Consider the following 18,578-nt stretch of genomic DNA (forward strand, 5'->3'; position numbering starts at 1 on the left):
AAGAATATGACAACTATTTCGATTAACCAATTTAAAGATTATGAAGGCCAATCGGTCCGTGTAGGGGCCTGGATTGCCAATAAACGTTCAAGTGGTAAGATTGCTTTCCTTCAATTACGTGATGGAAGCGGTTTTGCTCAAGCAGTCGTTGTAAAAGCTGACGTGGCGGAAGAGTTATTTACGTTAGCCAAAGGGATTACTCAAGAAACTTCGGTTTGGGTCACAGGGAATGTCAAATCTGATGGCGGACGTACACCACTCGGATTTGAATTGGAAGTGACAGATTTAGAAGTGATTGCGGAATCGATTGATTATCCAATCACACCGAAAGAACACGGAACGGAATTCTTGATGGACAACCGTCACTTATGGCTCCGTTCACGTCGCCAACACGCGATTATGAAAGTTCGTAACGAAATCATTCGTGCGACATATGAATTCTTCAACAAAGAAGGATTTGTCAAAATCGATCCGCCAATCCTTACTAGCAGTGCTCCGGAAGGGACGACAGAATTGTTCGAAACAGATTATTTCGGTCAATCAGCCTACCTTTCTCAGACAGGTCAATTGTATATGGAAGCAGCGGCGATGGCCCTCGGAAAAGTATTCTCGTTCGGTCCAACGTTCCGTGCGGAGAAATCAAAAACACGTCGCCACTTGATTGAGTTCTGGATGATCGAGCCGGAGATGGCATTCGTCGATCATGACATGAACCTTGAGATTCAAGAGCAATACGTCTCATACATTGCACAGGCAGCACTTGCGAACTGTAAAAATGAACTGGAACTGCTTGGACGTGACCTTGAGAAATTGGCACAAGTACAAGCGCCGTTCCCTCGTGTTCGTTACGAAGATGCCATCAAGTTCTTGAAGGCAGAAGGATTCGACGACATCGAATACGGTGATGATTTCGGTGCACCGCACGAGACGGCGATTGCCAACGCACATGATCAGCCGGTATTCATCACGCATTGGCCAAAAGAAATCAAACCGTTCTACATGAAAGTAGACCCTGAGAATCCAGAACTTGTTCTGTGTGCGGACTTGATTGCACCAGAAGGATATGGTGAAATCATCGGGGGATCTCAACGTGAGGACGACTACGATCGTCTAAAAGAAGAGATCATCAAGGAAGGTCTCGACGAAACGGATGCGTATGATTGGTACCTTGAACTTCGTCAATACGGTTCGGTCCCACACTCTGGTTTCGGACTTGGTCTCGAGCGTACGGTCGCATGGATCAGTGGAATCGAGCACATCCGTGAAGCGATTCCGTTCCCACGTCTTTTAAACCGAATTCACCCTTAACGATTAATCGGGGAAGACACCATGTCCTCCCCGATTAATGTGTCTTAGAAAGGAAGTGCGACATGGATGCACATCAATTGATTCAATTATTCGAGCAAAGTCCGGTCGTCATTCCACGAAAGCTGTTCACCGATGCGAGACGCCTCGATTTGTCACCCGTCGAGTTCAGTCTGATCGTCCATCTTCTAGAAATGACTGGAGAAGGCATCGTCATGCCGCTCCCGAGTGAGCTAGGGAAACGATTGAATGTTTCAGAGAATGAGGCGCGCTCAGTGTTACTCGGTCTGTTGCAAAAAGAGTTGATCGCGATTGACGCTTCAAGTGATGGCGAGCGATATAGCCTATTGCCACTTTTCGAAGCGTTACAAAGGGAAGAGAAATCTGTGCCACAGCAGACACTGAATGAGAATATCATTCATACGTTTGAGCGGGAATTTGGAACGATCACCCCGTTCGAGATTGAACAAATTGTCGGCTGGATGACGGAAGATAGCTTCAGCGAAGAACTCATCATGGCCGCACTTCGTGAAGCGAAACTTCGAAACGTGCGAAACTTCAAATACATGGACAAAATCCTGCGCGTTTGGCAAGACCATCATGTCGAATCGCTCGAGGATGTCGTGGAATATCAACGGAGGAATAAGTGATGTTGACGCGAGCACAATTACAGGAAGTGTCAGATACGATGAAGCAGATGTTCCCAGACGCTCATTGCGAGTTGACGCATCAAAATCCCTTTGAATTGGTCGTCGCGGTCGCGCTCTCCGCACAAGCGACGGATGCGCTCGTCAACAAGGTGACACCAGGATTGTTTGAAGCGTTTCCGACTGTCGAGGCGATGGCTGCGGCTGACGTGTCTGAGATTGAGTCATTGATTAAACGGATTGGTCTGTACCGTAACAAAGCGAAGAATGTAAAAGCACTCTCAGAAAAAATTGTGAACGAGCATGGGGGGATTGTCCCTTCTGACCGAGCATCGTTAGAGGCGCTCCCCGGAGTCGGTCGTAAAACAGCAAACGTCGTCCTTTCTGTTGCATTCCATGAACCGGCGTTTGCGGTTGACACACATGTGGAACGAGTATCCAAGCGTCTCGGTATTTGTCGCTGGAAAGACAATGTTCGACAAGTCGAGGATACATTAATGAAAAAGTTTCCACGCGAGGAATGGTCACAACTTCATCATCAATTCATCTTCTTCGGACGATATCATTGCAAGGCACAACGCCCAGGCTGTGAGGCATGCCCACTCTTGCATATGTGCCGTGAAGGAAAGAAACGAATGAAGTCACAGAAAGTCACCACATAAAAAACGCATCGACACGCAATGTGTCGATGCGTTTTTGGTTAATGATTCCAAGGGTGGTCGCTCCATTCGCGACGTTTTTTCGTGATTGGCACTTTTTTGAAGCCCCAGTTTCGGAAATCTTGGTCCGGACTTTCTTTACGGATGTAAATTTTGTCCTTAATGGCTTTAAAGATTCGGTTCTCGTCCCCATAATGGACGAACCGTGGTTTCACTTCAATCACGCCACGACGAACGCGAGAAAGTGGCAGACAGACGAGGTCAGCGATTTCTAAGCCAGATTGATACATCGTGTTCTGCTTCTCAGAGAAGATGAAGCCTTTAATTTTTTGACGGCTCTTTTCGACGTCTAAATGAACGGTACCTGAGTTGAAAATATCAAAGAATGCTTTTTGAATCAGTAAGTTCTGATAATCGTCTCGGGATTCCAGGACGACACGGGCACTTACTGCCTCTGTTTCTTCTAAAAACGCATAGAATGACTTCATCAGGTGAGCGAATGCGACGACATACGGATCTTTTGGTGTCGAATAAAAGTCATGAAGCTTTTGTTTATCGACCTCGACACTGACGATTGTACAGTCGATTCCTCGCAAAAATTCAGGGAGTTTATCCCAAAAGTCGCGCAACATATCAATCGTGATCCCATCTTCTTTTCCGTAAGGATGTTCCGCTTTTAAAATTTCTTTCAAATGAAGTGGGATATGCTCCGTTTTGAACACATCTCGTTTGAACGCCTGAAGACGTCGTTTCAATTCACACGGTAATCCAGTCTCGTCTGCATCGATTGAATACTTATATTCCATCAGCACGCCAGTCAAGTTAAATTGCGTATTTCCCTTCGGTGTGCCTGTTTCGTCGACGAACATGACATACTTCTTTCCACTTTCCATCCAATCCCTCCAAAACGGCTTAACAGTAACGTCTTTAAGCACCCTATTTTATTTCCAAATGATAATTTGGTCAATCTATTGCACAGATATTGCACATTTTTTTTAGAATGACATCAATGAGGTTTATCGGTGTGTCATCTTGGATAAACAGTAGAAGTGCTATTATCATAGAAAAACAATCGCATCATACATAACGAGAGCTTTTCAATTTGGATACACAATCGCTTACATACTAGTTTAACATACGGGAGTTTGGTACGATATGTGTTGCGGTAATTCCACACAAGTGTCGACCGACAGAAGTCGACAATCAGACCTGAGACGGAAGGAACGAGTGGACCGACCTGTTAATATGTATGTATGGGGTGACGACATTGTTCCATTATCCAAACGGTAAAAAGGCAAACGTGACAAAGACAACAAAGGGGGAAGGAATTTCGAAGCAATCATCGAATTCTCAAACCTATGCGAATCGCGGAATGAACTTGGAGACGCTGTTAAATGAAACGAATGAGTTTTATCGGATTCATCAACGAGCCGTCATCCACAAAAAACCAACCCCTCTCCAAATCGTCAAAGTCGACTATCCGAAGCGAAGTGCCGCCAAAGTAACGGAAGCCTATTTCAAACAGGCATCTACGACCGATTACAACGGTGTTTATCGTGGTAGGTACATTGACTTTGAAGCGAAAGAAACGAATAATAAGACATCGTTTCCGCTCGGCAATTTTCATGACCACCAAATCGCCCACATGCGTGAGTGTGAACGTCATGGAGGGATTTGTTTTGTCATCATCCGCTTTAGTCGCTATAATACGCAATATGTATTGACCACCGAGCAACTTGTTCAGTGGTGGGAACAACGGTTAACGGGGCGCAAATCGATTCCGCTCAGCTTTATCGAAAAGGAAGCGATTGAAGTTCCGACGAGAGCCTTGCCGTCGATTGATTATTTGACGGTGCTCGATCAATGGCTCGATTGAATAGAAGGAGTGAACCATGAATGGAGCGAAGTAGGGTCGCACGTCGACAAGATTCGACGACGAATAAACGCAAAAAAACTGGGAAACAACCAAAGACGAAAAGTAAGAAACCGATGTGGAAACGCATCTTTTTATTAGGTTTCATGTTATTTATTGCTGCGGTAATCGCATTCGGCGCATATACGGTATATGCCATTGCGACGGCACCAGAACTAGATGAAGACAAACTTGTCGATACGTATCCGATTCAGTTGCTTTCGGCTGAAGGAGAACCGCTCGAAGGGGCGGGTCAGATTCGAGAGTATGTCTCCATCGACGACATCTCTGAAGTGATGCAACAAGCGGTCGTGTCCATTGAAGACCGTCGTTTCTATGAGCATAACGGGATTGACTTACGTCGAATCGGCGGAGCCGTCGTTGCCAACTTGACAGAGGGTTTCGGTGCAGAAGGTGGATCGACCATCACTCAACAATTGGTCAAGCAGTCGTTCCTTTCGACAGATAAGAAGTTGAAGCGTAAGCTTCAAGAACAATGGCTCGCACTCAAACTCGAGCGTGAGTATACGAAAGAACAGATTTTAGAGATGTACTTGAACAAAAACTATTACGGTAGTGGCGGATACGGTGTGCAAACCGCATCGAAACGTTACTTCAATAAGCCGGTCTCTGAGGTCAATTATCAAGAGGCCGCGATTCTCGCAGGTCTCCCGCAACGTCCAAGTGCCTACGATCCAATCAACGGTGATCAGGAGTTGACTCGCTACCGTCAAGAGCAAGTCTTGTCTGCAATGAAACGTGACGGACATATTTCTGAGGAACAATACAATGAGGCACTCGATGTTGCCATTGCTGACGTCATCTCACCAGGTGAAGAGACGGAAGAAGAAGCGTTCACACGTGCGATTTACTCTCGTGTATTGAATGAGTTAGAAGAGGACTATGGTCTTGAACAGTCAGATATTTACGGGACTGGTTTGAAAGTTTATACGTCAATCAACAAAGAGTTACACACAAAAATCAACAGTGATATTAAATCGAATAATGTTAATTTACAAACAAGTAGTTTCCCTGAAGATTTACGAATGGGTGCAACCGTCTTGAATACAAAGACCGGTGAAATTGTCGCTATCGTAGACAGTCAACAGGCGAAGCAAGGTGATACCACATATCGTGACTACTCAAATGAGAAGTATCAAATCGGATCGACAGCTAAACCATTTTTCGATTATGGTCCTGGAATTGAAAATGGGCAGTGGTCGACAGGTAAAGTGTTGCTTGACGCTAAATTAGATGGCACATATAGTCCGAATAACTATTATTCAGGTTTCCGTGGACCAAATACGATGCGCCAATACTTGAAAATTTCAGCGAACACGCCAGCAGTTCGTGCTTTCCAAGAAGTGCGGGATGAGTATGGACAAGAAGCAATCGAATCGTTCGTTAAAAATGTAGGTATCGAACCTTCATATTCTGGCGATGAACTCAACGAATCTAATGCTTTAGGTACGGCAGAAGCGAGCACGACACAGATGGCTGCAGCTTATGCAACACTTGGTGCGAATGGGATGTATACAAAACCGCACTTGATTCAAAAAATTGAATTCAATGATGGTTCAAGTATTAATTCACCGATTAAAGCCAAGCAAGCGATGGAAGATTATACAGCGTATATGTTGACAGACATGCTTCGTGATGTTGTGAGTGCTGAAGGTGGAACTTATGTACCTGGCGCATTCCCATGGGACGTAGCAGGTAAAACGGGTACGACGAACGAGCCTAACTCTACAAATCCGAAAGATAAATGGTTTACTGGTTATTCTACGGATTACTCAATCTCAGTATGGACAGGAAAAACGAAAGATTCGACAGTCGCTTCGTTCGATCCTGACTATGCCCAATACTATTTCGAATATATGATGCAACAAGTGACGAATGCGACGGGACAACCGGATCGATTCCAGCGTCCAGACTCAGTCTTGTCACTTGGTAATGAGCTTTATGTAAAAGGAACAAAACCAAAAGATCTTCAACCTGAGAAGTTGGTTGCTCCGACTGGGGCAAGTGTTAACTACGATGAAGAAGGTCAAACCGGTTCTGTCTCATGGTCATACGATTTCGATGGTGCACAAGCCGATGGTTATACGGATATCACGTTCACGGTGACACAAAAGTCAGCCGATGGAAGTGAGCAAGTCGTCGGAACGACCGGGGAGACGAGTGTGAATATTGCAAACTTGGCCGAAGGAGACACAACGTTTACCATTGTCGCAAATGCGACGAACCCGTTGACGGGAGAACAGCAATCGGCACCGGCACAAGCGAGCTATTCGATTGAACCGAAAGAGGAACCGACGGAAGAAGAGGAAAACCCTACTGATGATGGGAATTCCGAAGATGAACCATCAGACGAAAATAACGGGAACGGGAATGATAACGGAAACGGGAATGGTAACGGAGACGGAAACGGCGAAGATACCACCGACGAACAAACTCCTGATGAACCGGCTACGGATGAAGGTTCTGGCGAAGGTACAGACGAACCAACTGACGGAGATGATTCAGGAACTCCGTTAGAGGGACAATCCAATGGTGAATCGTCAGACACGAATCGTGGAAACAGCAATTCAAACAATGGGAATAACTAAGGAGAGCAGGGCGACATTGTGCGCCCTGTTTTTCGTTTGACTTTGTTATAATGAAAAGAAAGGGAACAGGATGGTGACACATGGTTCAACTCTCTTTAAAACGCAAGATGAAAGTATTACTTGTCATGGATCGACTGCAAGACGATGATTTCGGCGTGCCTCTCGGTGGACATCTCGGGTTAAAGCTTTCACATGTGCTCTTAAAAGAGTCCATACCGTTTGGGCGTCTCATCCAGGACCAAACCGTCGCCGAAGCAATCGGACATGCTTACTTGAAACGAATCGGAGTCGAGACCATGTTCACGGGCGAAGAATCCTATTATCCAGAACTTCTTCGTGGCAACCGTCAACTCATCTCAACAAACGAAGATTATTATAAAACGGTGCAACGCTACGTCAAACATCTTTTAGCGGTTCATTCGAAATGTACGAAACTACATACCATCGTCTTGTTCGGACGGTCGACGCAACGTCTGTTTTCAGATGCGCTCTTCCGTCTCGAAGAAGAAAATGAGCATGTCGCTGCTACATTTAAAGACATGGCCATCTTTCAGATGCCCGCTGTATCGAGAGTGGTACGAGATGAACGGATTCATCAAATCCGACAAGTCGTAGCGGACCTTGCACCTTCGAATGCGTAATGAAAGAAGGTGACTAGATGCGAAAATCTCGCTCTGTCGAAGAAATCATAAAAGAATTAAGAGATGATCCTGGTTTTTCAAACCACGTACGTCATTGGCACACGGTCGATGCACGTCCGGCCCAATATGCCCCAATTCCAGAGCAGGTGCCTGAACAATTGGTGAATGTACTTAAGAATCGTGGAATTGAACAGCTGTATACGCATCAAGCCGAGGCTGTGAAACAAACGGCGGCTAGCCATTCGACGGTCATCGTAACACCTACGGCATCAGGAAAAACACTGTGTTATAACTTACCGGTTCTATCCAAGATGATTGAAAAACCTACAGCACGTGCGCTTTATCTTTACCCGACAAAAGCACTCGCGCAAGATCAAAACAGTGACTTGATGGAGATGGTCGAAGCCCTTGAAGGGAATTTGCGGTGCTTCACCTATGATGGCGACACATCACCTGCGGCACGAACGAAAGTTCGCGATGCAGGGAATATCGTTATCACGAATCCCGATATGTTACATTCCGGCATCTTACCTCATCATACGAAATGGATTCGTCTATTTGAGAACTTAGAATACATCGTCGTCGACGAACTCCATACGTATCGTGGCGTGTTTGGCAGTCACGTGGCGAACGTGTTTCGACGTTTAAAACGAATCTGCGCCTACTATGGTAGTCACCCGAAATGGATCATGACATCGGCGACCATCGCGAATCCGCTTGAACTTGCCGAGCTATTGACGGAAGAAGAAGTCGTATTAATCGATCGAAACGGGGCACCTCAAGGCAAGAAACACCTTGTCTTCTATAATCCGCCTGTCGTCAATGAAGCACTCGGAATTCGTCGTAGCGCAACGCTCGAGACGAAACGAATCGCCTCGAGGCTCGTGGAAGCGAACATACAAACGATTGTATTTGCGCGGTCGCGCGTACGTGTCGAGGTGCTATTGACTTATTTGCAGGAACTAACACGGCGGGAGCTCGGACCAAAGTCTATTGTCGGTTACCGTGGCGGCTATCTTCCATCTGAACGTCGAGAAATCGAACGACGGTTACGGAACGGGGAAATCAAAGCGGTCGTTTCGACAAACGCGTTAGAGCTCGGTGTCGATATCGGTCAACTTCAAGCATGCGTCTTAAATGGATATCCAGGGACAGTCGCTTCGTTATGGCAACAGGCTGGGCGCGCCGGTCGTCGGCATTCAGAGTCACTCGTTGTATTTGTCGCATCCTCGTCATCACTCGACCAACTCGTCGTCGAACAGCCGGACATGATTTTAGATCGCTCACCGGAAGCGGCACGTCTTGACCCGAATAACTTGATTATTTTAGTAGATCATATCAAATGTGCCGCATTTGAGTTGCCGTTTCAAAAGGGAGAGCGGTTCGGAACAGTCGACACGGAAGATATATTAGAGTTTTTGACGGATGCTCACGTCTTACACGAACGGGCCGATAGGTACTATTGGATGACGGATTCGTTCCCGGCCCATGACATCTCGCTTCGGACGAGTGATCAAGAGAATGTCGTCATCGTCGATCAGACGGCGAAGCATCAAGTTATCGGTGAGATGGACACGTTCAGTGCCATGACGTTGTTACATGATGAAGCGATTTATTTGCATGGAGCCGAACAGTACCAAGTCGAAAAACTCGATTTTGAGGAGAAGAAAGCATATGTCCGCCGGGTTGACGTTGACTACTATACGGATGCGAATTTAGCAGTTGAACTGAAAGTACTCGAAGAGAACAAGTCAGACGGAGCGAAGACGTTTGGTGAGGTATCGGTCATCGCGATGGCCACCTTGTTCAAGAAAATAAAATTCGGGACGCATGAGAACATAGGGTCGGGTCCGATTCATCTACCGGAGCGAGAGTTGCATACGACAGCTACTTGGTTCACGTTAGATGAGCGATTCGCCTATTCGGAGGCGGACCTCGAAGATCAACTTGAAGCGGTCAGCGATTTGATGAGGCGACTTGCGCCACTTTATCTCATGTGTGACACGCTCGATTTATTCACTACGATTCAGATGAAGTCGACGCATACGAGTAAGCCGACCGTTTATTTGTACGACCGGTATCCAGGAGGCATCGGTCTCAGTGAGGCACTCTATAAAGATGCAGACATGGTGCTTGGAGCGGCAGAACGGACGGTATCCGACTGTCCATGTGAGAGCGGATGCCCCCGTTGTGTCGGCATGATTGGATACGGTGATTTCAAACAGCAAGTCATCCGTCAGTTGCAAGCATTGAAAGGAACGATATGAAAGCTAAACTATCTAGATTAATCAAAACGAACGAACCTGGCCCAAAAGCTAGGGTCACGAGCCCTGACGAAGTGGAGCAACAAAAGTGGAAGGATCATGGGGGCGAGATTTTAACGTTTGAGGGGGAATGGTGTGTCCGGATTCGAAAGACATATCCGCTCGACGAGGTGTATCACGACTTCAAGTTTGGAGAAGCAAGAAAGATGATGCGTCAAACCGAGCACCCGTTTTTCGTCGTCGACTTAGAGCCCGACCAAGTCCTGTTCATGGATACGGAAACGACCGGGTTACGCGGTTCAGGAACATCAATCTTTTTGATTGGATTTGCTAGGATTCAAGAAGGACACCTTGAAATGATTCAATACGTGTTACCTCATCCGGCGTTTGAAACCGCCTTTTACTATCATTTCTTGCAGGATATCGGAGATGAGGTTCGTTTCGTTACCTATAACGGGAAATCATTTGATTGGCCCCAAATCAAGACGAGACATACATTCGTCAAATCCAGGGTGAAACAATTACCTTCAGTGGGTCATGTCGATTTACTTCACGCTGCAAGACGATTGTTAAAACCGAGGCTTGAATCGGTATCATTAAAAGCAGTCGAAGCATACTTCGGTCATGAACGAACGGACGACCTTCCTGGATTCTTGGCGCCGATGCACTATTTTCAATATGTCAAAGAGCGGAATCCTGAAATATTGCTCCCGGTCCTCGAACACCATCATGCGGACTGTTTAAGCCTTGTCTCTTTGTATACACGTCTCAGTCAACTCGTTACGACCCCGGTAACTGATTTTGGAGAGGAACGTGCTCACTGGTTACATGACCTTGGCGAACAAGATCAAGCGCTGAGGGAGTTTGAGCAACTCTCGAGTCCATCGAAGCGTTCCATCATGCGTCAAGCGATGATATTAAAACGAGCTGGACGATTCGAGGAGGCCATTCCGCTATTTGAGTCGCTTCATACGATTGAAGGGTATGTCGAACTCGCCAAGTATGCAGAGCATAAACAAAAAGACATCGCTTTGGCGATTGATTACACGGAGCGAGCCATGAAGCTACTCGAACAAAAGCGAACAGTGCTACGTCAAACTATCGACCGTGAGAAAATGGAATTGGAGCATCGACGAGCTCGCCTAGAAAGGAAGCAAACATGAAAGTAGTAGCCGTCACAGGATATCGTCCTCATGAACTCGGCATTTTCAAAGCGGATCATCCAGGAATTGAAATCATTCAAGAAGCTTATCGGAAAAAGATACTTGAAGTCATCGAATTAGGTGCTGAATGGTTCATATTAAGTGGAACGAATGGTTGTGAATTGTGGGCTGGACAAGTATTGTTAGAGTTAAGAGAAACCTATCCGATTAAAATTGCCGTGTTTCCTCCATTCTTAAATATGGACGAGCGCTATAAACCATTCGAACAAGAACTATTTGTGCAACTGCAACTCGAGGCAGACTTTTTTGAACCGCTGACACAGCGTCCATACGAAGACCCGAGTCAACTCCGCGCAAAAACGGCATTCTTTTTAGATAAAGCAGAAGGATTGATCACCTTGTATGACGAAGAAACGGAAGGAAGTCCCCGCTTTTTAGTCGATGGGGCTCGGCGAAAGCCGAACATGGAAATTTTCCTAATCACACAAGAAGACTTACGAGTCATTGAAGAAGAAAAACAATGGGAACAACAATGGGAGTGATATGATGCAAACGGAATTAACAGCAGAAGCGATTTATAAACAAGAATTCAAGACGGCGTTACGTGGTTATTCACAAGAAGAAGTCGATCAATTTTTAGATGTCGTCATTCGCGATTATGAAAAAATGGCGAAAGAAATCGAGCGTCTTCAAAAAGAAAACGACTCGTTGCGACGAGAACCTGCGCCTGCGTCGGAACCAGTTAAACCAGCACAACCGGTTGCGTCAAATTATGACATGTTACGCCGTATCTCAAATCTCGAAAAAGCGGTCTTTGGAAAGCAAGTCGGTCCAAGCGAATAATGAATAGGGGGTGGAGTCTATGTTGCAAGTGTTAACGGCCACGGAGAAACAACCAGTCAAACAACAGACAAAAAAGCTGTTTCGTGTGAAAGAAGAAGTGATGAAAGCACCAACCTGCTATACAGATCGTCTCGTCGAAAACATCAGACAAACATGCCGATTTGATTGGATGATGATTGAACAAGTCAAATTAGGGGATGATCTCGTTCATTACGTGCTCGTCGGACCTAAAGGCGTATTCTTGATTCAATTAAATCGAACTCCAGCCCCCGTCCATATGACAAACCGGGAATGTCGAACCGAGACCTCGATGGGGTGGAAACAGGTTTATCCTCATCCTGTCACGGAATTAGAACGGATGACCAAACAAGTGCGGTCACGATTAAAAAAAGAGTGTAATCAAGCAATTCCCGTCTATTCGTTTTTAATCTTCCCGGAAACGGAACGATTGAAGTTAGAACGAATTAAGGCGAATTGTGGAGATTCATTCGCTCTGGTGGATCAGGTGATCAGTAAAACGAACCTTGAGACGTTGACAGAGCCGCTCGTCAAACAAATCGCCTATTATTGTTCTGAGCGACAAGTACATAAATAAGAAGAAGGCCGAATACCAATCATTCGGCCTTCTTCTTATTTTAAAAGTTCTCTTGCTTTTGCTGCATCATCTCGGTGTACGAACAGTGCAACGCGATCGTCCAAGTTTTTTGCGAGCGGTTTTAATAACTTGCCGGTCGGAAGTCCTTGTTCCACACGACAGGTGATGCCCCGCTCGGTCAAGTAATGATAATCACCTAAGAGTTCTTCACCTTGTTTCCCGAATGCTTCACCGAAACGAACCCACTTCAAGTTGCGAATTGTTCGAATCGTGACCAAGATGACAAACAAAATGGCGAGTGCGATGATCAATAATGTTTCCAATGCCTTCAACCCCTTCTTTACACAAGTTTAATGGTGTGGCGAGTTGAAAGCAATATGGAGCGAACGGTATACTGAAATGGAAAAGAGGGATGAAATGAAAAAACCGATTCAATCGAGACGAGAGGCAATCTCAATACTAGAAAATCAGCAAGTACTCTATATTCGAATTCATAACGGACAAACGGGCATGATCAAATCGACAGAGGAAGGTATCATCGTGGCCATTCCAAATGAAGAGACAGATCAAATCGATTTTCGAAAACTAGAGGACATCGAGGCGTTTGAAGCGTTTTATGATTTGACGCTCTCGAAACCAGGGATTTTGTATGTAAACGTTGAAGAGTAATGATATGGAGAGCTTCACCATTTCGGTGGGGCTCTCCATTTATACACGTTTAAGAGGAAGGCAGCCAGACAGCTAACTTGTCCTGTAACGGCTTTAGGCGAACGTGATGTTGCTTATGCAACAAATAACCGTCTGGGCGAATGACTAGTATGCCACGTTTCATAAAGAGGGATTTGGCAAGTTCGTTCCCTTGATCAAAGAACGGGCGACTCGTCTTAGATAAGGTGATGGTTTGAATGAACGGTTGGTTCTCGTTCAAATAGTCATAGATGGATGACAAATCACGTTTCCCATCGTCAAATACAAGCACTTGAAACCGTCCGTCCGCGATTTCCGATATTTTAGTCCGAAATCCGTCATCCGTTCGTAAAATCTCTGTCTCCGGAAAAATTTTTCCTTCCGCGACGCGACGAAACGGTAATCGTAGCGCATTCGGATACGACAAATGAAGTTGAGAGATCCGTTCGGTGATTTTTTGGTTGATGAGATTGACACGTGTGAAGACATCGGCACCGATTGCTTGGAACGGTAAGAGCATCGGAAGTGTCGTCTGTAACATCTCCGTAGCGATATTCGTCGTCAGTAGCACGTTACGGGCTACGTGCTCCCGCTCGTCCCGATAAGTGGACACAACGTGATGGGGAGCGCCAGTTTTGAGATGCAACCATAGTTTCCAACCTAAGTTGAAGGCATCTGCAATCCCAGTGTTCATCCCTTGTCCACCGACCGGGGAGTTAATATGTGCCGCATCCCCCATGAGAATGATGCGGTTGTGAATGAACGTATCGACCATGCGATTATGCACGCGGAATAAGGAGAACCATTCAACGTCGCGAATATGGACCGGCATATGACTGCGTTGTTCCACCAATTCTTGAAGGTCCGATTCTTGGAATGATTCATCCGTTCTCAAGTTTCCTGTGATGCGAATCGTTTCATCCGTGAGCGGGAAGACTTCGAGCACTCCACGATCCGAGAAAAAGATATGAACCTCTTCACGGGATATCGGCCAATCAGCCTTCAAATCGGCTAGCACCCAAGCCTCTTTGAACGATTTACCACTAAACGGAAGGGCGAGCATCCGACGAACCGAACTGTTGGCTCCATCGGCGGCGACAACGTATTTCGCTTCAACAGCACGAGTTCGCCCGTCTGTAGCGGTCAAATGTGCGATGGTACGGGATGGGTACTGGGTGATGGATGACAACGTTTCACCGCGCTTCACAACATGACCATGTTTTTGTAGAGCACGTTCTAATATGTCTTCGGTTTCATTTTGACGTAATAACGTCACGAACGGATATGGGGTCACGAGTTTGGAGAATTCAAGTTTTGCTGTCCACTGTCCCGAAAAATATAGATTCCCCCGTTCAATTGTTCGGGCACGTTCTAGCACTTCTTGAGCAACATCCAAACGAGAAAACACTTCGATGGTCCGCGGCTGGATCCCGATAGCTCGTGAATTATCCGACGGGGTCGTCTTACGATCAATGATTTGAAAAGATACGCCATATCTAGCTAAAGTGAGTCCGAGCGTCAGGCCGGTTGGCCCGGCGCCGACAATCAATACATCTACTTGTTCGTCCACGCTGATCAACTCCTATCATTAATAATGATATTTCCGACATTGGCAGCGACTAAACGAAAAGTAGGGTATAGAACGGTATATGATATTCGATGATGGAAGGTGAGTGAACATTGTGCAGCCATGGATCACAGAAGAACAGATTCGAGATAGTTTTACAATGGATGAAGATTATGAACAAACAGCTGCAGTGTTAATCCCACTCGTTCAGATTGATCAGGATTGGCACGTCGTGTTTGAAGTACGATCTCACACGATGCGACAGCAGCCTGGGGAGATATCATTTCCAGGAGGACGCCTCGAAAAAGGAGAGACGCCCGTTGAAGCAGCAATACGAGAAACAAGTGAAGAGTTAGAGGTTTCTGCAGATAAAGTAGAGGTCGTAGGCAAATTGCGACCGCTTGCTACGCCGCATCGCCAATTGATTTATCCGTTTGTCGGAATCCTATCGGAAGTACCAAGTGTAGAAGGGACGGATGAGGTCGATCATTTGTTTACCGTACCGATTTCCACATTACTCATGATTGATCCATTCCACGGAGAAATGGAATGGACGATGAGTCCGGATCAAAATATTCCACTTGATCGATTGGCGAATGCTAAAGCGTACGAAAAACGGGTAATTAAAATGAGAGAACCTTTTTATGAGCATGAAGACTACATCATTTGGGGACTTACTGGAAAATTCTTGACACAATTTATTAAACGGATAAAAGAAAACGTATTCAAACGGTTATAATTTCGTTATAATGATAGAAACAAATTTAGATTGGAAGTGAATGGGTGTGTCTGAAGAATTCCTCGTAGGTGATATCGTGAAGTCGACTCGTGAAGGATGGGTCGCTGAAGTGACCGCCGTACTGACCAATACTGTGATCGGTGACGTCTCGATTATGGAAGAGTTTCAACAGCTCGGACTCGAGTTCGAGAAACAAGTTTTACTAAAATCAGAATTGGAATTGATTGAACGCGCCAGCTGACCTTTTTCTGAAAGGGATGATTCAGGTGTCCATTGACAAAAAAGTACGTGAATGGCAAGAGGCGGGTTTATTGGATGAAGCGACGGGGTTAAGACTAGTCGACTATGAACATAAACGACGGGCGGCTAGTGAGCAACATGACCACAAGCCGCCCGTTTTGGTCATTGTCGGATCCATCTTGTTGGCTCTTAGCCTATTCAGTTTCGTCGCAGCCAACTGGCAAGCGATTCCCGACCTTTTGAAAATCGGTTTGTTTCTTCTTTTTATGGTTGGATTCTATGTCTTTGCCGAGCGGGTTCGCTTGAAAACACCAAGATATGTCACGCTGTTACGTGTACTAGGGTTCGTTTTCTTTATCGCGACCATGGCGGTCATCTTCACGACGTATAATCTGTCTGGCCAATTGACTCTATTGTTCTGGATCATCTTTGCGATGGCCGTACTTCATCGCGTCTTGTATGAGCATGTTTTCTTCTCCATCCTCTCTGCGATTACCGCATTTATGGCCGTCACTAACAGTTTCGAAGGGATTGGTCTGACGTTAATCGCTTTTGGACTGATAGTCACATGGGCGTGGTTCCATTTCGTTGATGAATCGTTGGATCGCACGTTCGCATGGCTGACCTTTTATGGTCTTCTCAATATTTTCGGTCAGTATATCGATTATGAGGGAAGACTGTGGCCGCTTTGGTCACTCGTCATCTTGCATGCATTGCTCTTGTTCTATCGAAAACAAGCAGTTTGGCAAGCAACGTATCTCTTCATTGCGGCCGTTCTATCAATTGGTTATTTAATTAATGTGACAGAGAGTTGGCTCTCTCAAAGACCGCCTTCCGTCATTGAAGCGACACTCTTGTCGGTTGCACTCGTTGCCGTCTATTTGATTCATAGACGGAATGATCTTCTGTGGGTAAGTCTGCTGGCAGTTATCCCATTTGCACTCTTTGAAGATTCAGGAGTTTTACTGGCAATCATCATCGAAGTGATTGCACTTGCTTACTTGATTCGCCAAGACGTGACACGACGACCGACAATTTTCGCCTTCATCTATTTCTTAATCGTTCAAATGACAATTTACTTCATCTACGTGTGGGATCGGCTCGACATCTCACTCTTCTTCTTGATTGGTGCGTTAATCGTCTTTGCGTTGTCACTCGCACTATGGTGGCGTAATCGAACGAGAGGGGATGTGACGACATGAAACGATTTTCTGTTTGGCTTGTCCCGGTTGCTCAAGTCTTGATTGCCATCGTCTTTGTGATTCTTGTCTATGCCATATCGTGGGTCGGGGAGACGTACACGTTTAAAGGGTCTTCGTTCGAACCGTATGACCCTTATTTTGGGGATTCCATCTATCTCGAATATGATGCCTTCAAAGGACGACAAGATGTCGAAACCGGAACGGTATATGTTTCCTTTAAAGAAGGGGAAGATGGATATGCTGTCCTCGATCGGATTGAGTCGAAACCGTTTTTTGGTGGCATTCGGGCAAACTATTATGATCGTCTTCTTTATATAGAAGAAATGGGTTCGTATCGTGTGTCGGAAGATGAGATGGATGCGATAAAAGGTAAGCAATCGTTCACGGTTCAAGTTGATGTCGCACCGTGGGGTATGCTCAGAACGTATGAAATTGAGCCAAATGAATAAGCGTTAATCATGACAGGAAGATTACAGGTTTGTTACACGATTGATTGTAACGAATCTGTAATTTTTTTGTGAACCCATGGAATATCAACGTTTATTTCAATTATTACAATCTGTAACCGATTTTTTTGTCATATGTCAGGAATGTTTCACTTCGATAAAATCACTACTTTGACGGGACTTCTCGTGGTAAATTAACATCTGTTCGTTACATAACGAGAAAGGTGATGACCTTACTACGATGAAATTATTAAAATATATGATCGTCATTGGAGCTACGATGATGGGGTTGTTCACATTCATCGATCAGGCAGATGCTGCACAGATCGGAATCGGGACAGAACAGAAAATCGTACAAAACCCGCTTGAACTAGAACGCCAAGCAATTGAAGAAAAACGACAAAAAGAAATCGCCCGCCAAAAGAAACTTGCTGAAGAAAAACGCATCGCAGAAGAGAAACGGATCGAAGCAGAACGTCTTGCGGAAGAGAAAGCAAAAGAAGAAGCAGAGAAAGCAAGACTTGCGAAACTTGAAGCAGAACGAAAAGCGGAGGAAGAGCGGAAAGCAGCGGAACAGGCAACAGCTGCAAAAACGTCGGCTTCTGCCACTCAATCAGTCAGTGCAACACCAGTATCTACATCTAAAAAAGTCATTACAGTCGAATCGACAGCTTATTCAAATGATGTTGCGGATAACAAGGCGTACGGCGGTCGTGTATTAACGGCCACGGGTCATGATGTGACTGATTCGATTTATTATAACGGAATGCGAATTATCGCCGTCGACCCAGCCATCATTCCTTTAGGGTCAAAAGTCCACATCCAAGGTGTCGGTGATGCGATTGCCCTTGATACAGGTGGTAGAATAAAAGGACATATCGTCGATTTACTCGTCGATTCAAAACAGGACGCGATCCAATGGGGGCGTCGACATATTGAAGTAACGCTATACTAAAAATCAGGTTCTCCAATTAGGAGAGCCTTTTTTTGTTTAACAAAGTAGAGAAACGGGCAAATTACTATTTGAATTTCCATTTTGGAAATAGTTGAGGAGGGATC

The 18,578-nt window shown here is 45.5% G+C and carries 20 protein-coding genes; 17 read left to right on the forward strand and 3 right to left on the reverse strand.

The window, feature by feature from the left end:
- Window positions 1–6: 6 nt before the first annotated feature.
- The 3 genes from asnS to nth all read left to right on the forward strand — a co-directional run bounded on the left by asnS (window position 7) and on the right by nth (window position 2,614).
- Entirely contained in the window at window positions 7–1,308 is a 1,302-nt protein-coding gene (gene asnS, locus GVY42_RS02185) for an asparagine--tRNA ligase (protein ID WP_159562147.1), read from the forward strand.
- Between the two features lie 62 nt (window positions 1,309–1,370).
- Complete coding sequence (locus GVY42_RS02190) at window positions 1,371–1,955, forward strand: DnaD domain-containing protein (RefSeq protein ID WP_159562148.1); 585 nt, start codon at window positions 1,371–1,373, stop codon at window positions 1,953–1,955.
- Entirely contained in the window at window positions 1,955–2,614 is a 660-nt protein-coding gene (nth, locus tag GVY42_RS02195; protein WP_159562149.1) for an endonuclease III, read from the forward strand. The genes GVY42_RS02190 and nth overlap by 1 nt, the downstream gene beginning before the upstream one ends.
- Window positions 2,615–2,652: 38 nt before the next feature.
- Here the strand turns inward: nth and GVY42_RS02200 are convergent, their stop codons facing one another.
- Complete coding sequence (locus GVY42_RS02200) at window positions 2,653–3,504, reverse strand: DUF3800 domain-containing protein (protein WP_035387865.1); 852 nt, start codon at window positions 3,502–3,504, stop codon at window positions 2,653–2,655.
- 356 nt (window positions 3,505–3,860) lie between these two features.
- Here GVY42_RS02200 and recU point away from each other — a divergent pair, with 356 nt between their 5' ends.
- The 8 genes from recU (at window position 3,861) to GVY42_RS02240 (ending at window position 12,638) form a co-directional block, all read left to right on the forward strand.
- Window positions 3,861–4,487, forward strand: a complete 627-nt coding sequence (recU, locus tag GVY42_RS02205; protein WP_015881499.1) for a Holliday junction resolvase RecU — start codon at window positions 3,861–3,863, stop codon at window positions 4,485–4,487.
- A gap of 20 nt (window positions 4,488–4,507) precedes the next feature.
- Complete coding sequence (locus tag GVY42_RS02210; protein WP_159562150.1) at window positions 4,508–7,132, forward strand: transglycosylase domain-containing protein; 2,625 nt, start codon at window positions 4,508–4,510, stop codon at window positions 7,130–7,132.
- Window positions 7,133–7,212: 80 nt separating this feature from the next.
- On the forward strand, window positions 7,213–7,773 hold the full coding sequence (locus GVY42_RS02215; RefSeq protein WP_159562151.1) for a hypothetical protein: 561 nt from the start codon (window positions 7,213–7,215) through the stop codon (window positions 7,771–7,773).
- A 17-nt stretch (window positions 7,774–7,790) separates the two neighbouring features.
- Complete coding sequence (locus GVY42_RS02220; protein WP_159562152.1) at window positions 7,791–10,040, forward strand: DEAD/DEAH box helicase; 2,250 nt, start codon at window positions 7,791–7,793, stop codon at window positions 10,038–10,040.
- Window positions 10,037–11,200 carry a ribonuclease H-like domain-containing protein gene (locus GVY42_RS02225; RefSeq protein ID WP_159562153.1) on the forward strand — a complete coding sequence of 388 codons (1,164 nt, stop codon included), beginning with the start codon at window positions 10,037–10,039 and terminating at the stop codon, window positions 11,198–11,200. The genes GVY42_RS02220 and GVY42_RS02225 overlap by 4 nt, the downstream gene beginning before the upstream one ends.
- The gene (locus GVY42_RS02230) at window positions 11,197–11,742 is read left to right on the forward strand and encodes an SLOG family protein (protein ID WP_159562154.1); all 546 of its coding nucleotides are present in this window, start codon (window positions 11,197–11,199) and stop codon (window positions 11,740–11,742) included. Before GVY42_RS02225 ends, GVY42_RS02230 begins: the two co-directional genes overlap by 4 nt.
- A 4-nt stretch (window positions 11,743–11,746) precedes the next feature.
- The gene (gene gpsB, locus GVY42_RS02235; RefSeq protein ID WP_084543127.1) at window positions 11,747–12,043 is read left to right on the forward strand and encodes a cell division regulator GpsB; all 297 of its coding nucleotides are present in this window, start codon (window positions 11,747–11,749) and stop codon (window positions 12,041–12,043) included.
- Window positions 12,044–12,062: 19 nt separating this feature from the next.
- The gene (locus tag GVY42_RS02240; protein ID WP_159562155.1) at window positions 12,063–12,638 is read left to right on the forward strand and encodes an NERD domain-containing protein; all 576 of its coding nucleotides are present in this window, start codon (window positions 12,063–12,065) and stop codon (window positions 12,636–12,638) included.
- Between the two features lie 35 nt (window positions 12,639–12,673).
- On the opposite strand, the gene GVY42_RS02245 is transcribed toward GVY42_RS02240, so the two are convergent.
- Window positions 12,674–12,961, reverse strand: coding sequence for a hypothetical protein (locus tag GVY42_RS02245; RefSeq protein ID WP_074037157.1), 288 nt, complete (start codon window positions 12,959–12,961; stop codon window positions 12,674–12,676).
- A 94-nt stretch (window positions 12,962–13,055) separates the two neighbouring features.
- On the opposite strand from GVY42_RS02245, the gene GVY42_RS02250 reads away from it, so the two are divergent.
- Entirely contained in the window at window positions 13,056–13,307 is a 252-nt protein-coding gene (locus GVY42_RS02250) for a hypothetical protein (protein ID WP_159562156.1), read from the forward strand.
- A gap of 49 nt (window positions 13,308–13,356) precedes the next feature.
- On the opposite strand, the gene GVY42_RS02255 is transcribed toward GVY42_RS02250, so the two are convergent.
- Window positions 13,357–14,895: an FAD-dependent monooxygenase gene (locus GVY42_RS02255; RefSeq protein WP_159562157.1), complete on the reverse strand. Its 1,539-nt coding sequence runs from the start codon at window positions 14,893–14,895 to the stop codon at window positions 13,357–13,359.
- Between the two features lie 103 nt (window positions 14,896–14,998).
- Here GVY42_RS02255 and GVY42_RS02260 point away from each other — a divergent pair, with 103 nt between their 5' ends.
- The 5 genes from GVY42_RS02260 (at window position 14,999) to GVY42_RS02280 (ending at window position 18,474) form a co-directional block, all read left to right on the forward strand.
- A complete protein-coding gene (locus tag GVY42_RS02260; protein ID WP_159562158.1) occupies window positions 14,999–15,631 on the forward strand; it encodes a CoA pyrophosphatase in 633 nt (210 codons plus the stop codon).
- Window positions 15,632–15,671: 40 nt separating this feature from the next.
- A complete protein-coding gene (locus GVY42_RS02265) occupies window positions 15,672–15,872 on the forward strand; it encodes a DUF2187 family protein (RefSeq protein WP_012726121.1) in 201 nt (66 codons plus the stop codon).
- Window positions 15,873–15,888: 16 nt separating this feature from the next.
- Window positions 15,889–17,073 carry a DUF2157 domain-containing protein gene (locus GVY42_RS02270; protein WP_236548918.1) on the forward strand — a complete coding sequence of 395 codons (1,185 nt, stop codon included), beginning with the start codon at window positions 15,889–15,891 and terminating at the stop codon, window positions 17,071–17,073.
- A complete protein-coding gene (locus GVY42_RS02275; RefSeq protein WP_159562160.1) occupies window positions 17,070–17,522 on the forward strand; it encodes a GDYXXLXY domain-containing protein in 453 nt (150 codons plus the stop codon). Before GVY42_RS02270 ends, GVY42_RS02275 begins: the two co-directional genes overlap by 4 nt.
- A 238-nt stretch (window positions 17,523–17,760) precedes the next feature.
- A complete protein-coding gene (locus tag GVY42_RS02280; protein WP_230872804.1) occupies window positions 17,761–18,474 on the forward strand; it encodes a 3D domain-containing protein in 714 nt (237 codons plus the stop codon).
- Window positions 18,475–18,578 lie beyond the last annotated feature (104 nt).

The sequence above is a fragment of the Exiguobacterium sp. 8A genome (genome assembly GCF_902506275.1).
Classification (GTDB): domain Bacteria; phylum Bacillota; class Bacilli; order Exiguobacteriales; family Exiguobacteriaceae; genus Exiguobacterium; species Exiguobacterium profundum.